Origin of the sequence: Microcystis sp. (assembly GCF_048564745.1) — a bacterium.
In the GTDB taxonomy this organism is placed as follows: Bacteria; Cyanobacteriota; Cyanobacteriia; order Cyanobacteriales; family Microcystaceae; genus Microcystis; species Microcystis ichthyoblabe_A.
In genome coordinates this window covers 1-24,436 of record NZ_JBLZRT010000190.1, presented here as the reverse complement: position 1 = coordinate 24,436, position 24,436 = coordinate 1, and the positions used below count along the sequence as shown (strand labels likewise).

General features: G+C 43.7%; 31 protein-coding genes and 1 pseudogene. 14 read left to right on the top strand and 18 right to left on the bottom strand.

Going from position 1 to position 24,436, the window contains the following annotated elements:
• Nucleotides 1–66: 66 nt before the first annotated feature.
• The 4 genes from ACOCD9_RS20150 to ACOCD9_RS20135 all read right to left on the bottom strand — a co-directional run bounded on the left by ACOCD9_RS20150 (nucleotide 67) and on the right by ACOCD9_RS20135 (nucleotide 2,212).
• Nucleotides 67–276, bottom strand: a complete 210-nt coding sequence (locus ACOCD9_RS20150; protein WP_419548275.1) for a hypothetical protein — start codon at nucleotides 274–276, stop codon at nucleotides 67–69.
• Between the two features lie 108 nt (nucleotides 277–384).
• Nucleotides 385–870, bottom strand: coding sequence for an N-acetyltransferase family protein (locus tag ACOCD9_RS20145; protein WP_419548274.1), 486 nt, complete (start codon nucleotides 868–870; stop codon nucleotides 385–387).
• A gap of 22 nt (nucleotides 871–892) precedes the next feature.
• Nucleotides 893–1,201, bottom strand: coding sequence for a hypothetical protein (locus tag ACOCD9_RS20140; protein WP_002759516.1), 309 nt, complete (start codon nucleotides 1,199–1,201; stop codon nucleotides 893–895).
• A 117-nt stretch (nucleotides 1,202–1,318) separates the two neighbouring features.
• Nucleotides 1,319–2,212 (bottom strand): methylenetetrahydrofolate reductase, encoded by an 894-nt coding sequence (locus tag ACOCD9_RS20135; protein ID WP_419548273.1) that lies wholly within the window; start codon nucleotides 2,210–2,212, stop codon nucleotides 1,319–1,321.
• A 225-nt stretch (nucleotides 2,213–2,437) separates the two neighbouring features.
• On the opposite strand from ACOCD9_RS20135, the gene ACOCD9_RS20130 reads away from it, so the two are divergent.
• Nucleotides 2,438–3,163, top strand: a complete 726-nt coding sequence (locus tag ACOCD9_RS20130; protein ID WP_287701934.1) for a GDSL-type esterase/lipase family protein — start codon at nucleotides 2,438–2,440, stop codon at nucleotides 3,161–3,163.
• A gap of 451 nt (nucleotides 3,164–3,614) precedes the next feature.
• On the opposite strand, the gene ACOCD9_RS20125 is transcribed toward ACOCD9_RS20130, so the two are convergent.
• Nucleotides 3,615–3,764 (bottom strand): type II toxin-antitoxin system Phd/YefM family antitoxin, encoded by a 150-nt coding sequence (locus ACOCD9_RS20125; protein ID WP_419548272.1) that lies wholly within the window; start codon nucleotides 3,762–3,764, stop codon nucleotides 3,615–3,617.
• A gap of 635 nt (nucleotides 3,765–4,399) precedes the next feature.
• Here ACOCD9_RS20125 and ACOCD9_RS20120 point away from each other — a divergent pair.
• From ACOCD9_RS20120 to ACOCD9_RS20110, 3 genes are all read left to right on the top strand, one after another.
• Nucleotides 4,400–4,777 (top strand): hypothetical protein, encoded by a 378-nt coding sequence (locus tag ACOCD9_RS20120; RefSeq protein ID WP_221275489.1) that lies wholly within the window; start codon nucleotides 4,400–4,402, stop codon nucleotides 4,775–4,777.
• Nucleotides 4,778–4,787: 10 nt separating this feature from the next.
• Nucleotides 4,788–7,505 carry a caspase, EACC1-associated type gene (locus ACOCD9_RS20115; RefSeq protein WP_419548271.1) on the top strand — a complete coding sequence of 906 codons (2,718 nt, stop codon included), beginning with the start codon at nucleotides 4,788–4,790 and terminating at the stop codon, nucleotides 7,503–7,505.
• A gap of 221 nt (nucleotides 7,506–7,726) precedes the next feature.
• Nucleotides 7,727–8,377, top strand: a complete 651-nt coding sequence (locus ACOCD9_RS20110; RefSeq protein WP_287701925.1) for a TIGR04282 family arsenosugar biosynthesis glycosyltransferase — start codon at nucleotides 7,727–7,729, stop codon at nucleotides 8,375–8,377.
• On the opposite strand, the gene ACOCD9_RS20105 is transcribed toward ACOCD9_RS20110, so the two are convergent.
• From ACOCD9_RS20105 to speD, 3 genes are all read right to left on the bottom strand, one after another.
• Entirely contained in the window at nucleotides 8,339–8,851 is a 513-nt protein-coding gene (locus ACOCD9_RS20105) for a L,D-transpeptidase (protein WP_002781245.1), read from the bottom strand. The genes ACOCD9_RS20110 and ACOCD9_RS20105 overlap by 39 nt on opposite strands.
• 78 nt (nucleotides 8,852–8,929) lie before the next feature.
• The gene (locus tag ACOCD9_RS20100; protein ID WP_287701923.1) at nucleotides 8,930–9,235 is read right to left on the bottom strand and encodes a DUF6464 family protein; all 306 of its coding nucleotides are present in this window, start codon (nucleotides 9,233–9,235) and stop codon (nucleotides 8,930–8,932) included.
• A gap of 59 nt (nucleotides 9,236–9,294) precedes the next feature.
• Entirely contained in the window at nucleotides 9,295–9,702 is a 408-nt protein-coding gene (speD, locus tag ACOCD9_RS20095) for an adenosylmethionine decarboxylase (RefSeq protein ID WP_002781248.1), read from the bottom strand.
• Nucleotides 9,703–9,974: 272 nt separating this feature from the next.
• Here speD and ACOCD9_RS20090 point away from each other — a divergent pair, with 272 nt between their 5' ends.
• Both ACOCD9_RS20090 and ACOCD9_RS20085 read left to right on the top strand, forming a co-directional pair.
• Nucleotides 9,975–10,259: a type II toxin-antitoxin system RelE/ParE family toxin gene (locus tag ACOCD9_RS20090; protein WP_002742078.1), complete on the top strand. Its 285-nt coding sequence runs from the start codon at nucleotides 9,975–9,977 to the stop codon at nucleotides 10,257–10,259.
• A 15-nt stretch (nucleotides 10,260–10,274) separates the two neighbouring features.
• Nucleotides 10,275–10,629 (top strand): annotated as a pseudogene (locus ACOCD9_RS20085) (HigA family addiction module antitoxin).
• 10 nt (nucleotides 10,630–10,639) lie between these two features.
• Here the strand turns inward: ACOCD9_RS20085 and ACOCD9_RS20080 are convergent.
• A complete protein-coding gene (locus ACOCD9_RS20080; protein ID WP_419548269.1) occupies nucleotides 10,640–11,293 on the bottom strand; it encodes a DUF4335 domain-containing protein in 654 nt (217 codons plus the stop codon).
• A gap of 2 nt (nucleotides 11,294–11,295) precedes the next feature.
• Nucleotides 11,296–11,922: a DUF3038 domain-containing protein gene (locus ACOCD9_RS20075; protein ID WP_287701920.1), complete on the bottom strand. Its 627-nt coding sequence runs from the start codon at nucleotides 11,920–11,922 to the stop codon at nucleotides 11,296–11,298.
• A gap of 98 nt (nucleotides 11,923–12,020) precedes the next feature.
• On the opposite strand from ACOCD9_RS20075, the gene ACOCD9_RS20070 reads away from it, so the two are divergent.
• From ACOCD9_RS20070 to ACOCD9_RS20050, 5 genes are all read left to right on the top strand, one after another.
• Nucleotides 12,021–12,539: an adenine phosphoribosyltransferase gene (locus tag ACOCD9_RS20070; protein ID WP_012266767.1), complete on the top strand. Its 519-nt coding sequence runs from the start codon at nucleotides 12,021–12,023 to the stop codon at nucleotides 12,537–12,539.
• 156 nt (nucleotides 12,540–12,695) lie between these two features.
• Nucleotides 12,696–13,757 (top strand): ABC transporter permease, encoded by a 1,062-nt coding sequence (locus tag ACOCD9_RS20065; protein WP_193961113.1) that lies wholly within the window; start codon nucleotides 12,696–12,698, stop codon nucleotides 13,755–13,757.
• 329 nt (nucleotides 13,758–14,086) lie between these two features.
• Nucleotides 14,087–14,395 (top strand): hypothetical protein, encoded by a 309-nt coding sequence (locus ACOCD9_RS20060; protein ID WP_002737657.1) that lies wholly within the window; start codon nucleotides 14,087–14,089, stop codon nucleotides 14,393–14,395.
• 3 nt (nucleotides 14,396–14,398) lie between these two features.
• The gene (locus ACOCD9_RS20055) at nucleotides 14,399–15,277 is read left to right on the top strand and encodes an SDR family oxidoreductase (protein ID WP_287701915.1); all 879 of its coding nucleotides are present in this window, start codon (nucleotides 14,399–14,401) and stop codon (nucleotides 15,275–15,277) included.
• Nucleotides 15,264–15,416, top strand: a complete 153-nt coding sequence (locus ACOCD9_RS20050; protein ID WP_002759543.1) for a hypothetical protein — start codon at nucleotides 15,264–15,266, stop codon at nucleotides 15,414–15,416. Before ACOCD9_RS20055 ends, ACOCD9_RS20050 begins: the two co-directional genes overlap by 14 nt.
• A gap of 14 nt (nucleotides 15,417–15,430) precedes the next feature.
• On the opposite strand, the gene ACOCD9_RS20045 is transcribed toward ACOCD9_RS20050, so the two are convergent.
• The 3 genes from ACOCD9_RS20045 to ACOCD9_RS20035 form a co-directional block, all read right to left on the bottom strand.
• Nucleotides 15,431–15,925: an ureidoglycolate lyase gene (locus ACOCD9_RS20045; protein ID WP_287701913.1), complete on the bottom strand. Its 495-nt coding sequence runs from the start codon at nucleotides 15,923–15,925 to the stop codon at nucleotides 15,431–15,433.
• 5 nt (nucleotides 15,926–15,930) lie between these two features.
• Nucleotides 15,931–17,388 (bottom strand): efflux RND transporter periplasmic adaptor subunit, encoded by a 1,458-nt coding sequence (locus ACOCD9_RS20040; protein ID WP_287701911.1) that lies wholly within the window; start codon nucleotides 17,386–17,388, stop codon nucleotides 15,931–15,933.
• Nucleotides 17,389–17,500: 112 nt separating this feature from the next.
• On the bottom strand, nucleotides 17,501–18,103 hold the full coding sequence (locus ACOCD9_RS20035) for a GUN4 domain-containing protein (protein WP_149106954.1): 603 nt from the start codon (nucleotides 18,101–18,103) through the stop codon (nucleotides 17,501–17,503).
• Nucleotides 18,104–18,186: 83 nt separating this feature from the next.
• Between ACOCD9_RS20035 and ACOCD9_RS20030 the strand changes: the two genes are divergently transcribed.
• The gene (locus tag ACOCD9_RS20030) at nucleotides 18,187–19,167 is read left to right on the top strand and encodes an aspartate carbamoyltransferase catalytic subunit (protein WP_149976693.1); all 981 of its coding nucleotides are present in this window, start codon (nucleotides 18,187–18,189) and stop codon (nucleotides 19,165–19,167) included.
• 23 nt (nucleotides 19,168–19,190) lie between these two features.
• Here ACOCD9_RS20030 and ACOCD9_RS20025 read toward each other — a convergent pair whose 3' ends face one another.
• The 3 genes from ACOCD9_RS20025 to ACOCD9_RS20015 form a co-directional block, all read right to left on the bottom strand.
• On the bottom strand, nucleotides 19,191–19,472 hold the full coding sequence (locus ACOCD9_RS20025; RefSeq protein ID WP_002790909.1) for a hypothetical protein: 282 nt from the start codon (nucleotides 19,470–19,472) through the stop codon (nucleotides 19,191–19,193).
• Nucleotides 19,473–19,667: 195 nt separating this feature from the next.
• Nucleotides 19,668–20,144 carry an urease accessory protein UreE gene (gene ureE / locus ACOCD9_RS20020; protein WP_079207696.1) on the bottom strand — a complete coding sequence of 159 codons (477 nt, stop codon included), beginning with the start codon at nucleotides 20,142–20,144 and terminating at the stop codon, nucleotides 19,668–19,670.
• A gap of 77 nt (nucleotides 20,145–20,221) precedes the next feature.
• Nucleotides 20,222–20,707: a DUF4168 domain-containing protein gene (locus ACOCD9_RS20015; RefSeq protein ID WP_287701908.1), complete on the bottom strand. Its 486-nt coding sequence runs from the start codon at nucleotides 20,705–20,707 to the stop codon at nucleotides 20,222–20,224.
• Between the two features lie 549 nt (nucleotides 20,708–21,256).
• On the opposite strand from ACOCD9_RS20015, the gene ACOCD9_RS20010 reads away from it, so the two are divergent.
• Both ACOCD9_RS20010 and cobD read left to right on the top strand, forming a co-directional pair.
• Nucleotides 21,257–21,541 (top strand): HU family DNA-binding protein, encoded by a 285-nt coding sequence (locus ACOCD9_RS20010; protein WP_002759570.1) that lies wholly within the window; start codon nucleotides 21,257–21,259, stop codon nucleotides 21,539–21,541.
• 31 nt (nucleotides 21,542–21,572) lie between these two features.
• Complete coding sequence (cobD, locus tag ACOCD9_RS20005) at nucleotides 21,573–22,628, top strand: threonine-phosphate decarboxylase CobD (RefSeq protein ID WP_419548268.1); 1,056 nt, start codon at nucleotides 21,573–21,575, stop codon at nucleotides 22,626–22,628.
• Nucleotides 22,629–22,898: 270 nt separating this feature from the next.
• On the opposite strand, the gene psbC is transcribed toward cobD, so the two are convergent.
• Both psbC and ACOCD9_RS19995 read right to left on the bottom strand, forming a co-directional pair.
• Nucleotides 22,899–24,281, bottom strand: coding sequence for a photosystem II reaction center protein CP43 (psbC, locus tag ACOCD9_RS20000; protein ID WP_193958450.1), 1,383 nt, complete (start codon nucleotides 24,279–24,281; stop codon nucleotides 22,899–22,901).
• A partial coding sequence (locus tag ACOCD9_RS19995) for a photosystem II protein D2 (protein WP_271931852.1) occupies nucleotides 24,265–24,436 on the bottom strand: 172 nt, incomplete at its 5' end. The genes psbC and ACOCD9_RS19995, both read right to left, overlap by 17 nt.

Genomic DNA, 24,436 nt, shown 5'->3' with positions numbered 1-24,436 from the left:
ATCATACTAAATCCGTTGAGTATAGGCTACATATCAGGAGAGGCACTCCTGCGAGTGAAGTGACTCTCAAATTATTACAGATGCGTCAGCGGCTGCGTGTAAGCATCCCACCGAAAAACTAATGCGCGGGGGGTTTGGGGGCGGCACTTCGACACGCTCAGTGACCGCGCCACGCCCCCAACGGGGGGTTTGGGGGGTTCTACCCCCCAAAAGCTTGGATTGAGTAATCAGATCTGAAGTAATACGGCCATCCGTTGAGTCTAGGCCACATATCAGGAAAGAAACTCCTGCAAAAGGGGGAATAAATAATCAGTTTTTAATAACCGGATTTAGGATCAGAATATTTTCATGCTTGACGGTGTAACTTGTTGCATCGGGACTGACTTATTTATCGCTATTACCCAATTCTGCTAAAGCAGTCCCGGTGAGGCGACAAATTTGCCACTCTTTGAAGGCCTTAGCCCCCATTTTTCCATAAAAATCGATCGCCAGTTGATTCCACTCTAAGACAGTCCATTCTAAAAGTCCTGCATCCCTAGCGACGGCAATTTTAGCCACAGCCATTAGTAAAGCTTTCCCGATACCTTGACTACGATAATCGGGTAAAACGAAGATATCTTCTAGGTAAATCCCCGGTTTAGTTATAAAGGTGGAATAGTTAGCAAAAAATAGGGCAAAACCGACTATTTTACCCTCTACTTCCGCCACCAATGCTTCGATGTAGGGTTTTTCTCCGAATAAATGCTCCCCTAAAGCTTGACTATTTCCTGTCATTAAATGGCTGAGTTCTTGATAGGCTGCTAAGGCAACAATTAAGTCAAAAATAGCCTTGACATCGGTAGCAACGGCAGCACGGATGGAATAATTCATGATTGCTAGTCAAATCTTGATTTTAATGCTGATGATGTTTATGGGGAGATTCAGCAGGGGGAGAATTAAGATTGGAAAAATGGCCGTTATTTAATCCCATCCCAACGCTACCAATACTGAAAAGTCCCATGGAAACAAAACCGGCCGCAATTGTCCCCATGGCCACGGTTCCAATGGAAACTATTCCCATAGGAACAATACCGATGGAAATAACGCCCATGGGAACAATGCCAATAGAAATTATACCAGTGGGAGCAATACCGATAGACAACCATTTTCGCCCAGAATTACCACAACTATTCTCTTTTTCTTGACCTAGATTGGAATCCATGTTTAACCCCGAAAATGCTTTGAGCCTTACCATACTAGGTTAGGGGTAGAATTCTTGTCAAAAGACCAGTAGTCAAAATGAAAGTTAATTTTTTATAAAAACTATTGACTTTTCATCTTAGTTATGTATTGGCGGGATACCGGCCACGTCGAGAATTTTTGGGACTAGATCCTCCCGTTTAATCGCCATGATGTGGACACCTTGACATAACTGCTGGGCTAATTTTATTTGTTCGGCGGCGATTTTGATGCCTTCTTCGAGGGGATGGGCTGCATCGGCGAGTCTTTGAATGATATGGTCGGGAATTTGTACCCCCGGCACATTTTTATTTAAAAATACGGCGTTTTTAGCTGATTTTAACAGAAAAATCCCCGCTAGAACTGGTTTATCGGCGAGGGAGGCCACCTGTTGCATGAACTTATCAAGGCACTCGAAATCCGTAACTAATTGACTTTGAAAAAACTGCGCTCCCGCTTCGATTTTACGCTCAAAACGGCTTTGAAGACCAGACCAACTTTTTGACTGCACATCGACGGCAGCCCCGGCAAAAAGTTCTAGGGGTCCATCGGGTAAAGATTTATCGTTAAAGTCGAAACCTTTATTTAATTTATCGATTAATTTTAACAAACGTACCGATTCTAGGTCAAAAACTGCTCTAGCTTGGGGGTGATCTCCTGCTTTGACGGGATCTCCGGTTAAAGCTAGTATATTTCTCAATCCCAAGGCATGAGCGCCCATTAGATCTGCTTGTAATCCGATCACATTGCGATCGCGACAGGCCATTTGACAGATGGGTTCGATGTCGTGTTGATAGAGAATAGCGGAGGCAGCCAGAGAGGACATTCGCACTACGGCGCGACTGCCATCGGTAATATTAGCCGCATGAACACGATTTTTTAGCCAGAGGGCCATTTCTAGCATATGACTGGTATTACCACCTTTCGGGGGAGTAATCTCGGCTGTAATCAAAAATTCTCGGTCTTGAACCGCACGTCGTAAACGAGTAGTCATCAATTTATCTAGGTTTTAACCATAAATTTTATAGCAGATTTAGCCCGGAAATGGCTCTTAGGCAAGCAATGATCATCGGGCTGCTTTATACTGGTCAGTGCTGGTGCTTGGCTGATATCAGATAAGTTAACTGGCAGGAAAAAGTTTCTAATGTAGTATAATACACGGACAGTTTAACCAAATCCGTTTACAAGTGTAAAAGACAACCGATTCGATCGAGCGATCATGCAAACTCTTCCTCCTCCTACTAAAGACAAAGACGCAATCATGACCCATCCCCTCAAAATCGTCGCTTTAGGAGATAGCCTTGTGTATGGCTATGGCGACCCCGTGGGTGGCGGTTGGGCCGAACGCCTACGTCGTTTGTGGATGGAAAGTGCCGGTCATGCCCTGTATAATTTGGGGATTCGCGGCGATCGAGTGGTACAAGTGTCCGAACGTTTAGAACAAGAATTTCGTCTCAGAGGGGAAATTCGCAATCGTCTCCCCGACCTGATTCTTCTCTCCGTCGGTGTTAATGATACAGCCCGTTTAGGCCGGCCCGATGGTCGCACCTATACCGATCACGATCTTTTTCAAACTCAAATCGAACATTTACTCGGCCGGGCCCGTTCTCTTTGCCCGGTTTTGTTTATAGGTATGATTCCCGTGGATGAGCGGAAAATGCCCTTTTTAGATTGCTTTTACTTCAACCATCGCGATCAGTATCGTTTTAAGGAAACCACTAAACAAGCTTGTCTAGAGCAAAATATTCCCTATCTCGATTTATTTGATCTCTGGATGGACCGGGGTGATCTGTGGTGCCAAGAAAGATTAATGCAAGATGGACTTCATCCCAATGTCCAGGGCTATCAATCAATTTTAGAGGATATTTTAAACTGGTCGCCCCTCACCTCCTTTGTCGGTGTGGATGGTTTTATTCAACCGTTTACAGGAATTGCACAAAAGTGATGTCCTCTGTTATCAGTGGTTCTAGGGGTGCTACGAAAACGAGAATATCTGGTAATATAACCGAACTTACCCCCTACATATCTACTACAATGCTGAACAGGCAATTGCGCTACTCGTTCAAAATGTAGTAAATTGAGGGGCAAAATTTGCCAATCATTGCTCTGAATTTGTGACTCAATCAATTCTCGGAAAGGTGAATCAAAAGTTAATTTTCCCAGACTATATTTGATCGTCATTTTCCCAAAACTACCTTAACTAAGATAAACTAGATTTTCTCTTTCATTAATCATAATTTTATGGTTGTCTCTCAATTGTTTATTATTAATGACATACCAAAGAAATATATGAGTATCTATTAAAAACTTGAGCATAATTATTGATAATATTCAAAATCAGTTAAAGGGGCATCAAAATCATCGGCTATCCAAACTTTTTCCGCAGCACTTCCGGGTTAACGCGGCGGTTTCTTGGCTAACTTTACAGGACTTGATTTAACTACAGGTTCATTATTTTCTGTGATGATAATTTCTTCACCTTCAAGTCCAGCTTCCCATAACTCATTAAGTTGATTTTTTGCTTGTTTTAATTCAACTGTAGTCATTAGTTTACCTCACTGATTAACAACACAAACATTAGTTTAATCTCAATCAAGAAAAGCGATGGATTAAGTTATATCTAGGGTTTGCTGAATAAATGTGAAATGTAGGCAAGGTAAGAGTTTTGTGGCTTTACGAGCGAAACAGGTGCAAATTTTGAGAGAATCGTCGTTCAAAACCTTGCGTCTTCATCGGCCCGCGTCCTGTAGGGGCGAAGCATTCGGGCAATAACCTATCGGTGAAACCGTAGATTTTCTATCCGAATGCTTCGCCCCTACTTTTTGCCGCAAACCCTATCTATATCCTTACTTTTAATCATGATACCAATACTCACCCCCTGTCAGGAATGTCAGACACATTCTCATACTTTCTAGCGGAATTATCGCCATTAGCCTGTAGTAGTAGTAGGTTGGGTTGAGGAACGAAACCCAACACACAATAATTGTTATGATTTCTTGGAGCAGCTTGAAAAATAGATCTTCTATGTTCAGCAACATCACCACATCAGTGAAGAAATCTGCACTCGGCAAGGGGCAGTATGAAAATGGGATCACTTATTTAGATTTCAGATGGTATATGGTAAAATTTGCATAATTCAGTAAGATTAGTATTATCCTATATTATTTCAACTCAACTTCCTATGAGTAACAAATCTACGATTAAATTGGTGATCGCTTTTAACGATCCTAACCTGGAGCCTGAAGAACGCGACAAACAGGCCCAAGTATTACTAACAGAACTACAACAGGCAGATGAAGTTGAATCGGTTAAACGCATTCTTGATCCCAATCCCCCTGAAGGCAATAAGTCGTTGGGCGGTTTTTTGGGTGGAATCTTAATGACCGAAGTTAACCCCGCTAATGGGAAAAAGTTGTTAGGGTTTCTGGGCGATCGCTTGGGAGGTAAACCGATAGAATTGTCGGTAGAGGCCAATGGTCGCAAGTTGACGGTTAAGGCTCACAGTCGAGAAGAATTGGAAATGGCTATTAAAGCGGCTCAAGACTTTATCTCAGGTTAAAGAAGGTATTATGGCAAAATTTGCTTTGTTAATTGGTGTGAGCGAGTATTCCGAAGGATTGCGTTCAATTTCTAGCGCGATTCAAGACATTGAAGCAATGCGCCGAGTATTAGAGCATCCGGACATGGGAGCCTTTGATCAGGTTACAGTGTTGTCTAACCCAGACAAAGGGAGCATGGAAAAAGCAGTTGAGGTTTTATTTGCTGATCGACAGCGAGATGATTTGGTGCTTTTATATTTTTCTGGGCATGGACTTAAAGATCAAAAGGCTAGATTTTTTCTAAGTACAAGAGACACTGGGCGTGATCAGAAGGGAAATTTTTCTCTTGCAACAGCTTTAGCGGCAACTAAACTTCAAGAGTACATCACAGATAGTCGTTCCCAAAGGCAGATAATTATTCTCGACTGCTGTTTTAGCGGAGCATTGGTTCAGGGAATGCCAATCAAAGGGGAATTTAACATTCAAGAGGAATTAGGAGGTAAAGGAAGGGCGATTTTGACCTCTTCTAGTCCAATTGAATATTCTTTTGAGTCGGAAGATAAAGATTTGTCCATCTATACAAAATATCTAGTTGAAGGAATTGAAACTGGTGCAGCAGATCAGGATGGTGATCAATTAATTTCTGTTAATGAATTGCATGAGTATGCCAGCGAACGAGTAAAGGAAGCTGCCCCGGCAATGACTCCCAAATTTTATCTTTCTCTTGAAGGAGAGGATACTATTTATTTGGCCAGATCTCCTCTTGCTGCTAATGATCCTAAATTTAAGTATCGTAAAATAGTTGAGGATATTATTAAAAAGTGGAATGATGAGGATATTAAAGATTATTGTTTTAAGGAGGAAGACTTTTCTGCTGCAGATAGGGCAGTTTTGGATGCAACAATAGATCAATTAAATCTCTCACCAGATGAAGCCAGAACGATTGAAACAGAAGTTCTTAACCCACTGCTACGGCGAAGAGACAATATCAAGAAATATAGGAATGCGTTTCGGAAAATAATAGCTGCTGCTAATCATACTCCATTGAGCAGCAGAGATAGAGAGAGTTTAAAGAAACTGCAAATTATCTATGGACTCAGGGATGAGGATATTCAGTTCATTGAGAAAAAAGTGAAAGCTTCTTTAATGGAAAAAATTTTGCATTTTATAACAACTTTAAAGCCCCAAAATTTCAAATTAAATCTGCTATTTAGCATAGGAATACCATTAATAGCAGTTGTAAGTTTAATTGCCATTAATCGCCCTGATAATTGTCCAAAACAAACGGGAGACTTTATTAGTGAAGGAGAAGAAGTTCTTAATTACTCTCAATCGTTTAACAAGAAGAAAGGTACAGAATATTTTGCACAGTGTGATTATCAAAAAGCCCTGTTAAGATTTAAGGACGCATGGCAACAGGATAGGCTAGATGCAGAAACATTAATTTACTTAAATAATGCTTTACTAGAAGCCAATAAAATGCAATATTACACGATTGCTGTTGCTGTTAGTATTCCCGGTCAAACTAACCCTATTGATGATAGTCGAGCAAAAGAAATGTTACGAGGAGTAGCGCAATTACAAACAAAAATTAATCTAGGACTTTTAAATGACAATGATCCATTCCTCAAGTATTTTCCAGATCAAAATTTTATCAATAAAAAAGCGATTAATGGTAAGGGATTAAAAGTTGTCATTACTAATGATGAAAATGACGAATTACTAGCCAAAAAGACAGCATCATCTCTTTCCCAGCGTCCTGAAATTTTAGGGGTTGTTGGTCACTATCCCAGTGAAATGACTCTAGCAACGGTGGATATTTATAATCAAAATAATTTAGTTTTGATTTCTCCCGGATCAACGACTAGCGAGCTTACTAAATACCCCAGAAAAAATTTCCTGCGAACTGTTTTTTCCAGCGATCAACAATCTCCTGCCATTGCAAAATTTTTGCGAGAAAAGTCTATTAAAAAAGTGGTGGGCTTTTATAGTGAAGGAAGTCCATTTAGTGAATCTTTTTTTAATAGTTTTAAAACTATTTTTACACGCCCTCCATTCTCTGGAACTGTAGTAAAATTAGATGAATTTGATCTGGGAAATAATTTTAAGGCAGAAGAAGCCATCCAAGAGTTACGACGACAAACAGAAGCAAAAATAACAGAAACAATAGGGCTTGTACTATTCCCAAAAGCAATTGGCGATGCTCAAGGCGATGCAATTAGACTTATAAAACTTAATAATAGTCAAAATTGGGTTATCGGATCATGGGGGCTTCGTAGTTCTCGTACCTTAGAACAAATTGACAACCTACAACCTTTTCAAAAGTTTGTTATTGCGGTTCCTTGGGATTCTTTAACCAGTCCTAACAAAAATTTTCTTAAGGATGCTAAAATTTTATGGACTACTTCTGTTAATGCAATAACAGCCCTATCCTATGATGCAACGCTTGCTCTAACAAAAGCTCTAGAAAAGGCAAATACTCCCACACGAATTAATATCCGTGAACAATTAAAGTCTCCTGATTTTCTTGTCACTAAAGGTGCAACTGGGACAATTAAATTCGATGAAAATGGCGATCGCAAAAAAATTGATGAAAATGGCGATCCCCAAGATCCCTCCGTAGAATTTGTTCACATTGTGGAGTGTCGGACACTAAGTTCAGATTTTGCTTTTGTCCCAATCAAGTATCCTACTGCTAAAGATGCCGGTTTATCCTGTTTAAACTCACCCAAAAAACCTAGTCCCTAGCTAATCAGGGTTGGCTGAAAAAGTCTGAAATGCCGCTAGGAAAAAGGTTTCGACTCAATAAAGCGATCGCCGACATCGTACCTACGTTCATCTTATATTTAATTCCACCCACCCACTTACAATAATCTATACTAAGCCAATAAAGCCCGTTTTATTGGCTTTCCTGCCTCCTATTAACAGTAGGCTAAAACTAATAATTAATATCATCGTCGCAATTACTCGTGGACTGGAGACAACAACTAATTATTTTTACCCGTTATCCGGAATTGGGGAAAGTAAAAACCCGTATGATTCCAGCTTTGGCAGCCGAGGGAGCCGAAGAATTACACCGCAAACTGGCCGAATATACTCTCAGTAAATTAGCGGGTTTGAGGAATTTTCTCTCTCTGATCATCTACTACCATGGCGGCAGCGAGGAAAAAATGCGTACTTGGTTAGGTGAGCATTATTCTTATCATTCTCAACGGGGAAAAGACTTAGGAGAAAAGATGCAAAATGCCTTTGCCGATGGTTTTGCTCAAGGGATGACAGCGATCGCTATGATTGGCACAGATTGCCCAGAAATCGGGGAAAAAGAGATTTTAGCAGCCTTTGAGGCCCTAAAAACCCACGATATGGTTTTAGGGCCGGCGTTAGATGGAGGATACTACCTAATTGCTTTAAAACAGGTCTTTCCAGAGCTTTTTGATGACATTCCCTGGGGAACGGGGGAAGTCTTGGCAAAAACTCAGACAATCGCCGCTAAACTGGCTTTAAAGACCGCTTATCTGCCTAAATTAGCCGATATAGATCGTCCGGAAGACCTGCCCATCTTAAAAAAATACCTGCCAGAATTAAGGTTGAACGATGACGGGGGTTCCCATGCGGACTAAATCAAACAACACTTTCACATCCCGATTCCGCATCCGCACACAACCATGGGAAGCGGCGCTACCGAGGGAATTTTCTGCGGGGGTGCCATGAAAACCGATGGAATTTTTGCCGTCACTCCAAAAACCGATCCATCTTTCCCCTAGGGGACTATTGGGACCGGGAGCGCTGACTTTTCCCGTCCAGGGACTTTTCCAGACGGGATTGCGAACTAATTCCCGCACCTCAAATTTACCGGTGGGGGTTTCCCAGCCTTTTTTGCCGACGGCGACGGTAAATTGTGCTAAAACTTTACTATCTTGATAAACGTAAACTTTTCTCTCTTTCAGTTTCAGGACCAGATGGGTAGCGAGAGTTTGATTGGCCGCCGTATTCGGGGTGACAGTGCTGATTTGGTTAGCTTGGGCCGGATATAGGGGTAAACAAGTTAATCCTAATCCGATGATTAAGAGGGTCAAATTTCGTTTGAACGCCATTATTCCCACACTCCTCAATTGCGATAGCGATAATTTTTAAGGATAGCAAATAGGGAACTGTTTGGAAGCCCAAGCCGCCTACACTGTGCCAGTTTTAGCTTCGTACTGCCGACAACCTTCACAGGGACCTGGGGGATTAACCGCACAACGCAAGTGGGGGGAATAGGCATTAAAACGACAACTAAGATCACCGATAAAGGCCGGTTTATTTTCTGTCTCTAGAGGGATTGACAAAAAATCACTGGCCATCACCGTGCTGTATTCGTGACGATAGCGAATCCCTCTCAAACGGTTACTTAATCTCTGTTGGGATCGGTTAATCAACCAGAGACTAACGAGAGAGGGAAAGATGGCAAGGATAAAAACAAAGGTTATCCTGATCACGATTTCAGTTTAGGCGATCGCCAGTGCTGCTAACTTATTATTGAGGCCGGCGCTAGAAATTAGGCCATAACCAGGGAAGACTTAAGGGGTTCTTCCTTTTTGCTTTCATAAACTGCCGCAGGACCGGGGAATCCTCTGGTTAGTTCCCGCACTTTAATCTCACCTGCTTGCAGGGATTTGGTCAAAATTTCCATGGCAACCACGGGTTTACCCGCACCACAGAAGAATAAATCGGCGGCGAAATAGCCGTGTTCAGGCCAGGTGTGGATCGCGATATGAGATTCAGCTAAAGTCGCCGTCGCGGTAACTCCGTGGGGACTGAACTGGTGGACACACAAATCGATCAGCGTTGCTTCTCCTGCCGTAATTCCATCGAGGATAGCGCGACGAATGCGCTCGGGATCGTTGAGGAGGTCAGCAGGTACTTGCCAAGCATCGACAATCAAATGGGTTCCCAGTTTGGTCATTTTTTTTTCAATACTCCCTATCGAAAAACCTTCACAGAATTACCAGCATAACACAATTTTTCTAACTTGTGCCAAAAAGATCGGTTTTTTTTCGGGTACTTTCTCTAAAAACTGGGACAGTGTGGGGTGTAGGGTGTAGGGTGTAGGGTGTGGGGTGTGGGGTGTGGGGTGTGGTGCTTACTTCTGCTTGACAATAGTATCGTTAGGCGTTAGGATTTGATCATCAGTTAATCAGTTATCAAAGTGACAGTTATCAAAGTGACAGTTATCATATGATCATCAATTTCAAGTCCGAAGAGACTAAGCTCATTTTCGAGGGGTTTCAGTCTCGTCACTATCCCCCTGATATTCAATCGGTCGCTCTACGAAAACTGCTAATCCTTGCAGCGGCGTTATCGATCAATGATCTGCGTGTCCCACCGGGTAATCGGTTGGAGAAGTTGCAGGGCGATCGTCAGGGCCAGTACAGCATCCGTATTAATGACCAATGGAGAATTTGCTTCATTTGGACTGATGAAGGCAATGCTGATCAGGTAGAGATAGTGGACTACCACTAAAATTAGCTAAATGCAATGAACAGCAACACTTCGACACATTTCGACAGGCTCAATGTAAAAGCTCAGTTCCACCGTTTGCCCAATATCCACCCCGGTGAAATCCTCAAGTTAGATTTTCTGGAACCGCTCAATATTACCCCCTACAGACTGAGCAAAGATTTAAGCGTAGCTCAAACTCGTATCGGTGAGATTTTAGCGGGTAAGCGTGGTATCACTGCGGACACAGCTTTGCGTCTGTCACGATATTTTGGTAACAGTCCTCAGTTTTGGCTGAATCTTCAAACAGACTACGATCTCCGTCAAGCTCAGGCAAAGAATGCCGAAGTTTATAGCCATATTCCTAATTACTCCATTTACAGATTTAGCTTAGGGGACTAATTTTATCTAGGAGGGGGGACGGGATTAGTGGGGACGGTGGAACTGGGAGAAGCGGCAGGAATGGGGGGATTTTCGGGTTTACGTACTTGGGGGACGGGTAACAGATAGAAAAGTAGGGCGCAAGCGACAAGACTGCCTAATCCCGCCAAAAAAGGTACTGTTCGACTGGCCACCGATTCATTAACCTTATGGTAGCGACGGGAAACCGGCTGTAATTTCAGGGTTAGGTCAGGTAAAGTGCGAGTATCGGCAAAAAATTGGTCAATCGCTTCTATTAAGTCGAATAACTGCACGGTACTGATTTCTATGTTGACCGGACTTTCCGGGATATTCAAGTCCGTTGATGGATACCAGACCAGACGATGGAGATTATGGTCAATCTTTTCTAGGTACACATGATCTGGTTCATGGACGGGGTCTTGGGGATGACGAACACCACTTAAAAATTCTTGGGCATACTGACTGACCGCTTGTACCAAATTTTCCAAGAAAACCCGACCACCTTGCAGGACTTTATTGGCCCCGATTAACCGACATTCTACGTTAGTCAAAATTGAGAGTAAAGGTCGGCTATCCCCGGGGTTAGCCGGGGCGAAATCATCGCCGAAACCATCGAGAATCAGGGTACAATTGGGCAGGCTATACTGTCTTCTCATTTTTACACTATCTCCCCATCAAATAAACTAATCCAAAAGCGCTGCATTCCCGTCGTACCAGTACAAAATAATAACTGATCGAGGAGGGATAAAGCCAGTTCATTTAAAGCATTTTCATCGGCTAGATAAACCGATACTTTGGCCCGGCGGGGGTTCATGCGACTGCGAAAATTGGAGCGAAATCGTTCTAGGTATTCTGATAAAAGAAAATTATTATCCACGGGTAAACCCTTTGATTCCATCTGTTGCCGCGCTAACAGTAATTGTCGGATGGATATAGCCAGGGGTTTGGCCCGATAACTGGCAATGATAACTAAAGCTTTTGCTTGGTCAAGGGTGAGACGGTCGAGGGTGTAGGAAATTCGCCAGGGATTAGTACAGCGTAATCGCCAGAAAATAATCCGGTTTCTGACAATTTTATCAAGTCCTAGTTCTTTACAGAGGGCTAACAGGGCTTCCCCGGCACCGACTTCTAAGGATTCCAACGCTAATAGCATTAAATCGATATGCTGTTGGAGATGTAGGGCGCATTGCTGACTGGCAATCGGAAAATCGGGTAAAACGCTTAAAATAAACGGTTTTTCTGGGGCTGATGTTGTAGATTCGGGCGTTAGGCTAGTAGGGGTCATGATATAGGAGAACTAAAACACAAGGGCGATCGAGTCAGGGTATTGTAAATTGTATTGTATAGATAGCTGTCCCCCATTTTACGAGACACGGAAACCGAATGGATCTGAAATCATTGATTCGCGATATTCCCGACTTTCCCAAACCGGGTATTGTCTTCCGCGATATTACTACCCTACTCAATCATCCCCAAGGATTACGTTACACGATCGATACCCTAACGGCAAAGTGTCGCGATTACGGTTTATCCCCCGATTACATTGTCGGTATGGAATCCAGGGGTTTTCTCTTTGGTGTTCCTTTAGCATACCAATTAGAAGCGGGATTTATTCCCGTCCGGAAACCGGGCAAATTACCCGCCGCCGTTCATAGTATCGAGTATGATTTGGAATACGGAAGCGATAGCCTGGAAATTCATCAGGACGCGGTGGCATCCCATCACAAAGTCTTAATTGTCGATGATTTAATCGCGACGGGAGGGACGGCGAAAGCGACGGCCGGTTTATTAGAAAAAATTGGTTGCGAGGTGTTAGGATTTGCCTTTATCATCGAGTTAATCGACCTTGGTGGTCGGGAAAAATTACCCGATTTACCGATTATTACCCTCATCGATTATTAGGTTTTTTTAAGTACCTAAGCAGAATTAATTACACATTTCGCTAACACTCTGGCAAGAGTGCCTATCTCAAAAATGGCAATTAATTCTGCGCGACTATTTGTCTCCTGACTCCTGAATTGGAGTCCCCACTAGGAAATTAACTTGGCACGATTACTTATGACGGCGACCGATGATAATTATAAGGCTGCAACCGCTCGATCGAGTGCTAATGGGTTACAATCTCTCCTAACTAGCGAAACTTTTTTATATATTGTCAAGCGTGTTCTCCAGGGTTTATTAACTCTGTTGTTGGCTTCGGCTTTGAGTTTCGCTATTATCCAATTAACCCCCGGCGGTTTTCTGGCTTTGCTTGACCTTAATCCCAAGATTAGTCAGGAAACTAAAGAACAATATATTGCCCTTTTTGGTTTAAAAGACCCGCCGATTGTCCAGTATTTTAAATGGTTGTGGCAAGTGGTAACTCAGTTTAATTTTGGTCTGAGTTTTACCTATTTTCGTCCCGTGTCTTCCCTATTATTAGAGAGAATTCCAGCGACGTTATTAATGTCTTTGACTTCCATCATTTTAACCTGGGCGATTGCGATTCCCTTGGGCATTGTCAGCGCCGTCAAACAAAACCAATTTATCGATAAATTTTTTCGAGTTATCAGTTATCTTGGTCAAGGTTTCCCCAGTTTTATCACTGCCCTTTTACTGCTAATTCTCGCCCAAAATGTCTCGCCGCTTTTACCGGTAGGTGATATGACCAGTATTAACTATTCGGAATATTCCCCTATCGGTAAAGTTTTAGATATCGCTTGGCACATGATTTTACCAACTATTGCCCTAACAGTTACCAGTTTTGCCGGATTACAAAGATTGATGCGGGGACAATTATTAGATGTTCTGCGACAGGATTATATTCAAACCGCCAGGGCGAAAGGTTTACCAGAAAATAAAGTTATCTATGTCCACGCTTTACGCAATGCTATTAATCCCCTGATAACTCTTTTGGGCTTTGAATTTTCTAGTTTGTTAAGTGGGGCATTTATCGCCGAATTTTTCTTTAACTGGCCCGGATTAGGTCGTTTAATTTTGCAAGCTGTGACGGCCAAAGATTTATATTTAGTTATGGGCAGTTTAATGATGGGTGCTACTATGTTAATTATCGGTAATCTTCTGGCTGATTTACTTCTCAAAGCTGTAGATCCTAGGATTAAATTGGAGGATTTAAAGTAGGGTGATAGGGAAATTTCAGCTAAATTTCCCACTACCCAACGGGTGCATCTCACATTTGCAGAAATAGGGACAATCAGCAATTATCAGTGACCCTTAAATTATTACAGATGTATCAGCAGCTGCGTGTAAGCATCCCACCGAAAAACTAATGCGCGGGGGGTTTGGGGGGTAGAACCCCCCAAAGGCTTGGATTGAGTGGTAAAATCGGAAGTAATGACCAATTTTAGAAGATAGTTTCCCTTTAAAAATCCCAACTCAGTAGATTTACAAAAATGGGATGTACCCCCACCCAACCCCTTTTTTCCTTTTCACTTTTCACTTAATAAACTATGTTAGCAACTACACATTATTTACTCAGGTCAAAACAAGACGGACAATATCTAGTGGCGCGTCTGAGAAAAGGTGAAAGCGAAACTCCGGCCAGTTATCTGCTTCTGTTTAAAGAATCCTACGATGCTTTAAGTTATATCAACACCCATGCTCAGGATTTAGCCAATAATTTTTCTGTGGAAACTCTCTCAGGAACACAATTAAAGGGACTGATGCAGCGATGGGGATTTGCAGGAATTGGTTTAGTTAGTGAACCTTTGGAACCACAGGTGCAGTTTTTAGCCTACGAAAAAGGATTTAATCTCTAAACTATGAAAACGCTGTTAATCACTGGAGTTAGTGGGTTTTTAGGTTGGCATATTTACCAAAAAACTCGCTCATCTTGGGCAAGTTTTGGTACATATTTTAATCACAATGTCAATAGTAATGACCCGAATTTAATTAAAATTAACTTAACAGACTTAGCCGCAGTTAGAGAACTTTTTCAACAGATTAAACCCGACGCGGTAATTCATGGGGCTGCCCAATCAAAACCGAATCTCTGTCAAGAATTTCCCCAAGCATCCGAGGCAATTAATCTGACAGCTTCTCTAGAAATTGCCCGTTTATGTAGTCAATATCAAATACCCCTAGTTTTTACCTCTACCGATTTAGTTTTTGATGGTAAAAATGCCCCCTATTCCGAAAATGATCCCGTTTCTCCAGTCAGTGTCTATGGTGAGCAAAAAGTAGCGGCAGAAAAGGGTATTTTAGCAATATATCCTCGGGCGGCTATTTGTCGAATGCCTTTGATGTTTGGTTCCCCTTCTCCCAGTGCTAATAGTTTCCTGCAACCATTTTTAAAAACCCTCCAAGAAGGAAAAGAATTATCTCTATTTACTGATGAATATCGTACAGCTGTTGGGGTTAATAGTGCGGTGAATGGTTTACTTTTAGCCCTAGAAAAAGTGCAAGGAATTATTCATCTGGGTGGTAAAGAAAGAGTTTCTCGTTATCAATTTGGTTTACTAATGGCGGCAGTTTTTAATATTCCCAGAGAACAAATAAAACCCTGTTTACAGTCAGATGTTCCCATGAGTGCGCCCCGTCCGCAGGATGTTTCTCTTGATAGTTCTCTTGCTTTTTCTTTAGGTTATCAACCATTAAGTATTAAAAGGGAATTAGAGGCCATTAGATATGAAATTATCTGAACAAAAGCGGACTATATTAATTATCTTGCTCCTGTTTTTTACCGCTATTCTCATGGCCAATTATTTTGAGGTAGGGATGACAGGAGTGTTGGCTTTTTTCGTTGCCTATCTTTCTAAAGGATTGCGAAAAGTTAAGTAAAAAAATCAATTGTTTCAATCAACAATCTCGAATTCTATTGACTGCTCTTGGGCAAAATTATAGGTAAAATGATCGATAATATTAGTATCGCTCAATTCAAGATTATAAAAATCGATTGCCGGTTGATCAAAAAGTGGGCCAGCGTGCCAAGTTCCCACCTCTAATTTAATAAAACAGTCCCCGGGGATGCGAAAAACCTTTAATTTTTCTAAATCTGGTTGAGGATGAGGACTAGGGGGGGCCACTCCTAAAAACCACTCTTGTCCCCCCAAAGAACCAAGACATTGGGTACATTGACTATGACGAGTAATTCGCTTAAATTTACGTCCGCGAGTCTGTAAACGCATAATATAAAAACGTGGGACACCGTTTTTTAAATGCAGTTGTGCATCGCTTTCATCAAACGGTTTTCCATCATGGCTAGGGGTTATTAATTGACCGTAGGGACGGAAACTCTCGGCTGTAATTAGTTGCGCTGACAGGGGACGAACGGTAATCGAATTACTCATAAAAATTACTGCTGACTAACAGTTATAGCTGTACCATCTCGGAGAGAAAGAATATTATTAATAGCAATTCTTTCCCCGGCATTTACTCCAGAAATAACCTGATAAGCTTGCCCTTGAATCGTGCCGACTTGAATTGGTTTTTGTCTTACCACTAAACGCTCCTTGGCATTTTCTTGACCTTCTTTAGCCTTTTCTTTTTCGGCCACAAAAACAAAATTTTGCGCTCCGATGCTAGTCACTGCCGTGGTGGGAACTAATACCCCCGGTTTTTGATCCCAAATTAACCGCGTCCGCACATATTGGTTATTGCGAAGACTGCCATCATTAGTAAAGGCAAATTTCACTAAAACCGATTGGGTAGCTTGGGAAACGGTGGGGGAAATAAAAGTTACTTGACCGCGAACCCCGGCGCTGCCATCGGGATTAATAATTTCTACAGGCAACCCGACGCGCAGACGCGGTTGTAATTCCACGGGAATCTGCACATTTAGTTCCAAAGTTTTATTGTTAGTCAACGAGGTTAATTCTTCACCCAGGGAGATAATATCGCCGACTTTTCTTTGATTAAAATCGCCGACAAAACCATCAATCGGGGCGGTAATGGTGTTAAAAACTAAATTCTGACGCGTCGCCCCTAATTGCCCCTCAGTGCTGGCTACCGCTGCTTGACGACTGTTCACTGTTGCCGCTGCCGCCGCCACCTGTTGCCGTGAGGCTAATTCGTTTTGAATGGCGATATTTAATGCTTCTTTGTTTGCCTGTAGGGTAGCTCTAGCCGCCGTCACCTGTTGACGGGCCGCATCACGATTTTTAGACCGGGCCTCTACTTCCGCCCTGGCGGCCTGAATGTCGCGGCGGCGATCATCTAAGTCCTGTTGGGGCTGTGCGCCTTGTTTAACCAGAAATTCGGCTCTTGTTAGGTTTTTTTCCGCTAAATCTAAATTAGCTCTCGCTCTCTGTAAATCAGCTTCGGCGGCGCTCAAGGTGGCGATCTGACTTTTAACATTAGCTTCCGCATTAGCCACATTTGCCCGATTCTGGGCAATTTGGGCTTTATTTGCCCTCGCTTGCGCTTGTCTTTGCCTTAAATCCGCCTCAGACGCATTCAGGTTCGCTTTGGCCGAATTTACCTGGCCGATGCCAGCGTTTACCTGTTGCTGTTGTTGTTCGGGATCCAATTCGGCGATTTTTTGTCCCTGAGTTACCTGATCGCCAGATTTAACGAAAATAGACCGAATCCGACCGGTAATCTGAGGGGAGACGCTAACACGCTCTTGGGCGATCAAAGTACCCACAAATTCGCTACTTTGCACTAATTTGTCGGTGCCGAGGGTTTGCAGTTTGACGGGAACAGCCGCCGGTCCAGTGGCTTGCGGGGTTTGGGGGGCGCAACCGGTGATAATTAGGGAAACGGCGATCGACGAACCGATCGCTCTCGATACGTTAACGGATCGTTTAATCATTGTTAAATTTACGGGTTTTTAGCGGAAAAAGTGCTAGTAAATCGGAAAAAGAAGGGGAAGATGAGGAGAGAAGCTTTTCCTTAAATTTTACTCTACAGAATTGATCGCGTGATCACTGTTTGCTTTGCCCTAAGCTAACAATATTACAGGTGACTAATCTTTGGGCGAGGGTGGTGTATTCTAGACGACCACCGGCGATCTGATATTCGTCCCGGGGCGCCGGTAGATGACCAACGGGAGCATTGAGGGTATAGTTAAGATTTTCTTTAAAAATAATCCAATCACCATCTTTACGCCAACCGATTCGATCGCCAAAAGTTTGAAAATTTTCGATCGCCACTAAGCGCCCCGGTCGATTACCTGTCTCGATAAAAATGCGAAATTGGGTACTGAAACTAAAACGACCCCCGGAAGCTTCTTTCCAGAGTTGATCCATTTTTTGCAGATCCCAACAGGCCAATTTTTGCAGGTCTTCCATGGTAAACCAGCCCTGTAATTCCCGTCCGGTCGCTTTCAGTATTAAATTACGGGTTTCATCGTTAGCTTGTCGCCAATTTTGTTGAGCGAGGAAATTTTTCAGGCGAGTGTAATTAATGCCCGTGGTCGGTGATACCATTTCCCCAGAGGTGGCAGTCTGGGCAACGATCGCCGGCAAGGGATTGAGAAATAAAGCGATCGCGAGAGTGACCTGACACAAGGAAAAATTAATTCTCATAAACCCTATTTATTAACTTGATGCAAAGAAATCCTACAATAGCATAGACGAAATTTGCCGTTTTTACCGCCTCCTCAACTCCTATGGCTTTCACTTGGATCCGACATCACATTTTGGGATTGCAAGACTGGCAACCAGAAGAATACCAAACCCTGCTACAAACGGCCTCTAGTTTTCGTGAAGTTCTTTCCCGACGTACCAAGAAAGTGCCGGCCCTACAGGGACAAGTGGTGACGAATCTTTTTTTTGAACCTTCCACCCGCACCCGTAGTAGTTTTGAACTAGCGGCGAAACGTCTTTCGGCCGATGTTCTCAATTTTGCCCCGGGTAGTTCCAGTTTGACTAAGGGGGAAACGATTCTCGATACCGCTTTAACCTATGTGGCCATGGGTACGGATATTTTTGTTATCCGACATCAACAGTCGGGGGTTCCCGATTTAATTGCCGCAGAAATGGATCGTTTGCAGTCGGGGGTCAGTATTCTTAATGCTGGGGACGGTCAACACGAACACCCCTCCCAGGGACTTTTAGACCTGTTTACGATCTGTTGTCTGTTAGATGAGGAAAATCCCCGTTTAGAACTGTTAGAGGGCAAAAAAATCGCTATTGTCGGGGATATACTCCATTCTCGTGTGGCTCGTTCCAATATCTGGAGTTTAACTACGGCAGGGGCGGAAGTACATTTGTCCGCACCCCCCACCCTACTGCCGAAATATTTTGGGGAATTGTGCGATCGCCTATTTCTCCACTGGGATTTAGAACCAGCTTTAGAAAAGGCCGATTTTGTGATGACCCTGCGACTGCAAAAAGAACGCATGACCGCCAATCTTTTGCCCAGTTTACGCGAATATCATCAAAGTTTTGGCATTACTCGTCCTCGTTTGCAATCCTGTCAACCGGGGGTGAAGGTACTTCATCCCGGTCCTGTGAATCGGGGAGTGGAAATTAGTTCCGATTTAATGGATGATCCCGATTTTAGTCTGATTTCCCAACAAGTTACCAGTGGTGTCGCTGTCAGAATGGCTTTATTATACCTAATCGGTAATCTTCGCAGCGACCAGTAAAAGCTTCTCAGGGTTTTGATCTTTTAGTCTGGTTTCATTGAAACAATCCTAAAGTTTTTGTCAAGGTAAATATCATACTTTCTTCCTCCCTCACACACAGCATCTTCTGCTTCAAATTGGTTAGTCTCAACATCAAATTTCATCTCTTTAGGATTCCTACAGCCCTGTTTTAGCAAAGCATCGGTCAACTGCGATTTTTCTTCCGGGGTCAAAGCTCGATAATCACTACTATTAGCTTGACCCGCATAGATTGACATTCCTATAATGCTAAGAGATAGTAAGCTTATGATCGATTTGGTCTTCATTTTTTCAACTTCCTGAATACAATAAAAACATCATTCAAAGGGTTTTAGACCCAAATTTTCGCTAATTAGTTCGGCACGATTACCGGTCTTTATCTTAGGAGAAGTATATCTGGATTACAATAAGTATAAATACTCAAGCCACCCAGAGGGCTTTTCTAGGAACTTTAACCGATACCGAATTCCGTTCTTTTTTAACTATCCCTTTTTTGCCTCTTCCAGGTCATGATAATGCTGATAAGCGCCGATTTCGGGGTTAAAGGGGGCGATTTCCTCAGTTACGGTTAATCCCAAACCTTCTAACATTGCTTGTAGGACAGAATCGGGGGCCAGACGGAGATAATCGGGGTTAATTTCTAGGGCTACATGACGATTACCGAGGTGATAGGCAGCTTTGAGGAGTAAATCGGTTGAAGGGGCGGTAATAGTGATAACTGGTTCGGGTTTAGCGATAATTTGAATAATTTCGCCGTTTTCCCCCCGCAGGAAATCGCGGTCCTGTAGAATTGTGCCGCGGGGTAAACGAAAACAGAGGGAAAAACCTTCGGGACTGTCGAGACGATAACGGCTGCGGGTGCGTTCTTCGGCCGTAAGTAGAAGGCTAAAAACTACCGTTTCTGGGGGAGGTGGACTAGCGGTATGACGGGGGGGTAAACGCTCGGTAAAAGTTAACATGGTAGTGGTCAATGGGAAAAAACACTCTTAATTGTAGCCCTGACTCCAGCTTGACCCGAAAAACTGAGGAACTTTTTCTATTTATTCTCCCGTTGCAGACGAATCATCTCATTTTGCACCCGTCGTCTCAAGTTATCATCCCTACGAATCCGATTAGTAATGGCGTTAAATTCAGTCGCATTCAGGCCACTATCTTGGACAATCTTTTTTGAGTTATTACAATAATCGACGGCAATTCTTTGGGCATCAGCTGGAAGATTATTAAAGCTTTCCCGTTGGTTACAGGTAATTGCTGGGGGACTTTTGCCTAAAATTTGCGAAATTGCCTGATAAGCTTGTTTTCTTTGGGTTTCGATCAACAAAACTGCGGTCGCATAACGTTTAATTTGGTCAGCCGTAAAATCTTGAGTATAAGCGGAAGACCGGAAACTAACCACCGCCGTCGTCCAAGAAAATTCGGGAATCACACCGCCAAGAATGGCGATTACTGCCAAAAAAGTCACGATAAAAGAACGTCTTAAGCTTTGACCTAGATCGGCTAGGGGATAGCAGTAAATCACCATGCGAGTTTGTCGCTTAATAGATAATGATAGCAAACTTTCCAGTTAAATCCTGCTTTTTTGAATATTTTTAACGATCATAAGTTCCAATTTTAGCCAATATCTCCTGGGACCGAACCTTAATTTTTGGGCAGAAATTGCTTTGGTAAACTTTTTTAACGTTTTTGGGGGCAAAATTAGTCAAAAATCTTGGAGAGAACCGATGAACGATTTTTGGGAAGTTAGGATACCTATCGCTTTTAGAGAATATTTATCGGCAATTTAGCAAGCTAATCTCTTTTTATTAGCTTATATCGCTGTTAATCTCTCGCTTATTCCCTTTTGTCTCTCCCCTTGGTGGGGAATCGGGGGGAAATCTAGATAAATTAAAGGTTTCAGCGATTCCGATCGAGACAATTCCCGCTTAGAATAATGCAGTGGAATATATAGCCAATGAGGATTTGAGGCATTATTTAGTGATCTCGATCCTGGCGAGTCCTCAACAGGGGAACCATAATAAACTACTGACAACCACCCTAAACTCAGAAAAACCGCAAAAAAAGGAGTTAGCGCATGAATAAAGGTGAATTAATCGATCAAATCGCTCTCAAAGCCTCTGTGACCAAAAAACAAGCAGATGCTGTTCTCACTGCCGCCATCGAAACCATTATCGAAGCGGTTTCTGAGGGGGACAAAGTAACCCTAGTAGGATTCGGTTCCTTCGAGGCCCGGGAACGTCAGGCCCGGGAAGGACGCAACCCAAAAACCGGCGATAAGATGGAGATTCCGGCCACTCGCGTCCCGGCTTTCTCGGCGGGTAAACTGTTTAAAGACAGAGTGGCCCCAGATAAGGAATAATTACTGTTGAGTTTTGATTGCTGTAAGTCTTTTGCCTAGACCTAAACATGGTGGTAATCTTGACTGGGCGGCCGCCATTGCCGGCTGTCCGGTTTCCTCTATTCTCGATTTTTCTGCCAGTATCAACCCCCTCGGTCCGCCGGAAAGCGCCCTAACCGCTATTAAAAGTCATTTAACCAGTCTGACTCGTTATCCTGACCCGAGCTATTGGCAGTTGCGTTCTGCCCTCGGCCAATGGCACAATATCGGGCCAGATTGGATTCTCCCTGGCAATGGTGCGGCTGAGTTATTAACCTGGGCCGGCCGGGAATTGGCCTCATTTGATAGTGTTTATGTACTAACACCCGCTTTTAGCGATTACGAACGGGCTTTAAAAAGTTTTGGTGGGAAAATCTGCCAACATTCCCTAGATTTAACCACTTTAAAGCCGGTTAATCCCGAAAAACAAGGCTTATTACTCAATAATCCCCACAATCCCACGGGGAAACTCTGGACGGTGGCGGCCATTCGTCCCTATCTATCGCAATTTGGTTTGGTGGTAGTGGATGAAGCTTTTATGGACTTTTTACCCCCCCAACAACAGGAGAGTTTAATATCTCTGTTGCCGGAATATCCCAACCTCTTGATTTTGCGTTCCCTAACTAAATTTTACAGTCTCCCCGGTTTGCGTCTAGGATACGTCCTCGCTCATCCCGATCGCCTGTTACAATGGCAAAAATGGCGCGATCCTTGGTCGGTGAATAACTTGGCTGTGGTTGCCGCTATTGCGGCAATTGAAGATAGGGATTTTCAACAACAAACTTGGGATTGGTTAACGGCAGCCCGTGAGGATTTATGGCAGGGATTAGCTAAATTTCCGCAATTACAGCCCCAAACCAGTGCCGCTAACTTCCTCTTAGTACAATCTCAATCTTCCTGTTTACCCCTACAGGAAGCTTTATTAAAATATCATCGAATTTTCATCCGCGATTGTCTCAGTTTCCCCGAATTGGGTAGCAATTATTTTCGGGTCGCTGTCCGTTTACCGGCAGAAAATCAACGATTATTATCGGCTTTAGAGAGTATTTTAGCCGCGTCTGATAATTAGGGTTTGCTGAAAAAGTTTGTTGGTGAGGTTAGGAGTCAGGAGTCAGGAGTCAGGAGACAGGAGACAGGAGACAGGAGACAGGAGACAGGAGACAGGAGACAAGGGGCAGCTTTATTCTCCCCACACCCCACACCCGTTCGGCTGAGCTCACGGCCGAAGCCCACACCCCACACCCTGCCCCCAGGAAAAGCTTTTTGCCGCAAACCCTATTTAACCACAAAAAGGCTCCCGCCAACCAGACGGGAGCCTCTACCATCGAACTAAGCGAAATTAGTCGAGGTCAGGCATTGCCAATGCGGGTTCAGTCTCGCGGTCAATTCCTTTCTCGAAACCGGCGGCGGCGGCGCGAGCGCGTCCAGCGTGCCAGAGGTGTCCAATCAGGAAGAAGAAAGCGAGGGTGAAGTGAGAGGTAGCCAACCAAGCGCGAGGAGACACATAGTTAAACGAGTTAACGTCAGTGATAACCCCACCCACAGAGTTCAAGGAACCTAAAGGAGCGTGGGTCATGTATTCAGCCGCGCGGCGTACTTGCCAGGGTTGTACGTCATTTCTGATTTTGTCGAGGTCTAAACCGTTAGGACCGCGGAGAGGTTCTAACCAGGGACCGCGGAAATCCCAGAAACGCATGGTTTCACCACCGAAGATAATTTCGCCAGTGGGAGAGCGCATCAGGTATTTACCTAGACCGGTGGGGCCTTGGGCAGAAGCGACATTAGCACCTAAGCGTTGGTCACGCACCAAGAAGGTGAAAGCTTGAGATTGGGAAGCTTCCATACCAGTCGGACCGTAGAATTCACTGGGATAGGCGGTGTTGTTAAACCAAACGTAAACGGCGGCGATAAAGCCCATCATGGAAAGAGCGCCCAAGCTGTAGGACAGATAGGCTTCTCCAGACCAGATGAAAGCGCGACGCGCCCAAGCAAAAGGTTTGGTGAGAATGTGCCAGATACCGCCACCGATACAGATTAAGCCAATCCAGATGTGACCGCCGATGATATCTTCCATGTTGTTGACGCTGATAATCCAGCCTTCGCCACCGAAAGGAGCTTTGGTCAGATAACCAAAGATAACTGCGGGGTTGAGGGTAGGATTAGTGATGACGCGGACGTCACCGCCACCGGGGGCCCAGGTATCATAGACACCGCCAAAGAACATGGCTTTAAATACCAACAACAGCGCACCACAACCCAAGAGAATCAGGTGATAACCGATGATGTTGGTCATTTGGTTTTTGTCTTTCCAGTCGTAACCGAAGAAATTAGAGTATTCCTCTAGGGTTTCCGGTCCGCGGATGGCGTGGTAGATACCACCAAAACCGAGTACAGCCGAAGAAATTAAGTGCAGAACACCAGCGACGAAGTAGGGGAAGGTATCGACTACTTCACCACCAGGACCGACCCCAAAACCGAGGGTAGCTAAGTGGGGAAGCAGGATTAAACCCTGTTCGTACATCGGTTTTTCGGGGATAAAGTGGGCGGTTTCAAACAGGGTCATTGCCCCGGCCCAGAAAACGATTAAACCAGCGTGGGCGACGTGAGCGCCGAGCAGTTTACCGGAGAGGTTGATAAGACGAGCGTTACCAGACCACCAAGCGAAGCCGGTGGAACTTTGGTCACGACCACTAGCAGTAGGGATATTAGAGAGCGTTACCACGCGGGAGAACCTCCTCAGGGAAGATAAAGTTTTCGTGGGGTTGGTCTTGGGGAGCCATCCAAGCTCTCAGACCTTCGTTAAGCAGAATATTTTTAGTGTAGAAGGTTTCAAATTCCGGGTCTTCCGCCGCTCTCAATTCCTGAGAAACGAAGTCA

What these genes read in the sequence shown, in the direction of transcription:
- ACOCD9_RS20145 (WP_419548274.1), bottom strand. Translation starts at nt 870, where the DNA reads ATGAATTATTCCATCCGTGCTGCCGTTGCTACCGATGTCAAGGCTATT.
- ACOCD9_RS20140 (WP_002759516.1), bottom strand. Translation starts at nt 1,201, where the DNA reads ATGGATTCCAATCTAGGTCAAGAAAAAGAGAATAGTTGTGGTAATTCT.
- ACOCD9_RS20135 (WP_419548273.1), bottom strand. Translation starts at nt 2,212, where the DNA reads ATGACTACTCGTTTACGACGTGCGGTTCAAGACCGAGAATTTTTGATT.
- ACOCD9_RS20130 (WP_287701934.1), top strand. Translation starts at nt 2,438, where the DNA reads ATGCAAACTCTTCCTCCTCCTACTAAAGACAAAGACGCAATCATGACC.
- ACOCD9_RS20125 (WP_419548272.1), bottom strand. Translation starts at nt 3,764, where the DNA reads ATGACTACAGTTGAATTAAAACAAGCAAAAAATCAACTTAATGAGTTA.
- ACOCD9_RS20120 (WP_221275489.1), top strand. Translation starts at nt 4,400, where the DNA reads ATGAGTAACAAATCTACGATTAAATTGGTGATCGCTTTTAACGATCCT.
- ACOCD9_RS20115 (WP_419548271.1), top strand. Translation starts at nt 4,788, where the DNA reads ATGGCAAAATTTGCTTTGTTAATTGGTGTGAGCGAGTATTCCGAAGGA.
- ACOCD9_RS20105 (WP_002781245.1), bottom strand. Translation starts at nt 8,851, where the DNA reads ATGGCGTTCAAACGAAATTTGACCCTCTTAATCATCGGATTAGGATTA.
- speD (WP_002781248.1), bottom strand. Translation starts at nt 9,702, where the DNA reads ATGACCAAACTGGGAACCCATTTGATTGTCGATGCTTGGCAAGTACCT.
- ACOCD9_RS20090 (WP_002742078.1), top strand. Translation starts at nt 9,975, where the DNA reads ATGATCATCAATTTCAAGTCCGAAGAGACTAAGCTCATTTTCGAGGGG.
- ACOCD9_RS20080 (WP_419548269.1), bottom strand. Translation starts at nt 11,293, where the DNA reads ATGAGAAGACAGTATAGCCTGCCCAATTGTACCCTGATTCTCGATGGT.
- ACOCD9_RS20075 (WP_287701920.1), bottom strand. Translation starts at nt 11,922, where the DNA reads ATGACCCCTACTAGCCTAACGCCCGAATCTACAACATCAGCCCCAGAA.
- ACOCD9_RS20070 (WP_012266767.1), top strand. Translation starts at nt 12,021, where the DNA reads ATGGATCTGAAATCATTGATTCGCGATATTCCCGACTTTCCCAAACCG.
- ACOCD9_RS20065 (WP_193961113.1), top strand. Translation starts at nt 12,696, where the DNA reads ATGACGGCGACCGATGATAATTATAAGGCTGCAACCGCTCGATCGAGT.
- ACOCD9_RS20060 (WP_002737657.1), top strand. Translation starts at nt 14,087, where the DNA reads ATGTTAGCAACTACACATTATTTACTCAGGTCAAAACAAGACGGACAA.
- ACOCD9_RS20055 (WP_287701915.1), top strand. Translation starts at nt 14,399, where the DNA reads ATGAAAACGCTGTTAATCACTGGAGTTAGTGGGTTTTTAGGTTGGCAT.
- ACOCD9_RS20050 (WP_002759543.1), top strand. Translation starts at nt 15,264, where the DNA reads ATGAAATTATCTGAACAAAAGCGGACTATATTAATTATCTTGCTCCTG.
- ACOCD9_RS20045 (WP_287701913.1), bottom strand. Translation starts at nt 15,925, where the DNA reads ATGAGTAATTCGATTACCGTTCGTCCCCTGTCAGCGCAACTAATTACA.
- ACOCD9_RS20040 (WP_287701911.1), bottom strand. Translation starts at nt 17,388, where the DNA reads ATGATTAAACGATCCGTTAACGTATCGAGAGCGATCGGTTCGTCGATC.
- ACOCD9_RS20035 (WP_149106954.1), bottom strand. Translation starts at nt 18,103, where the DNA reads ATGAGAATTAATTTTTCCTTGTGTCAGGTCACTCTCGCGATCGCTTTA.
- ACOCD9_RS20030 (WP_149976693.1), top strand. Translation starts at nt 18,187, where the DNA reads ATGGCTTTCACTTGGATCCGACATCACATTTTGGGATTGCAAGACTGG.
- ACOCD9_RS20025 (WP_002790909.1), bottom strand. Translation starts at nt 19,472, where the DNA reads ATGAAGACCAAATCGATCATAAGCTTACTATCTCTTAGCATTATAGGA.
- ureE (WP_079207696.1), bottom strand. Translation starts at nt 20,144, where the DNA reads ATGTTAACTTTTACCGAGCGTTTACCCCCCCGTCATACCGCTAGTCCA.
- ACOCD9_RS20015 (WP_287701908.1), bottom strand. Translation starts at nt 20,707, where the DNA reads ATGGTGATTTACTGCTATCCCCTAGCCGATCTAGGTCAAAGCTTAAGA.
- ACOCD9_RS20010 (WP_002759570.1), top strand. Translation starts at nt 21,257, where the DNA reads ATGAATAAAGGTGAATTAATCGATCAAATCGCTCTCAAAGCCTCTGTG.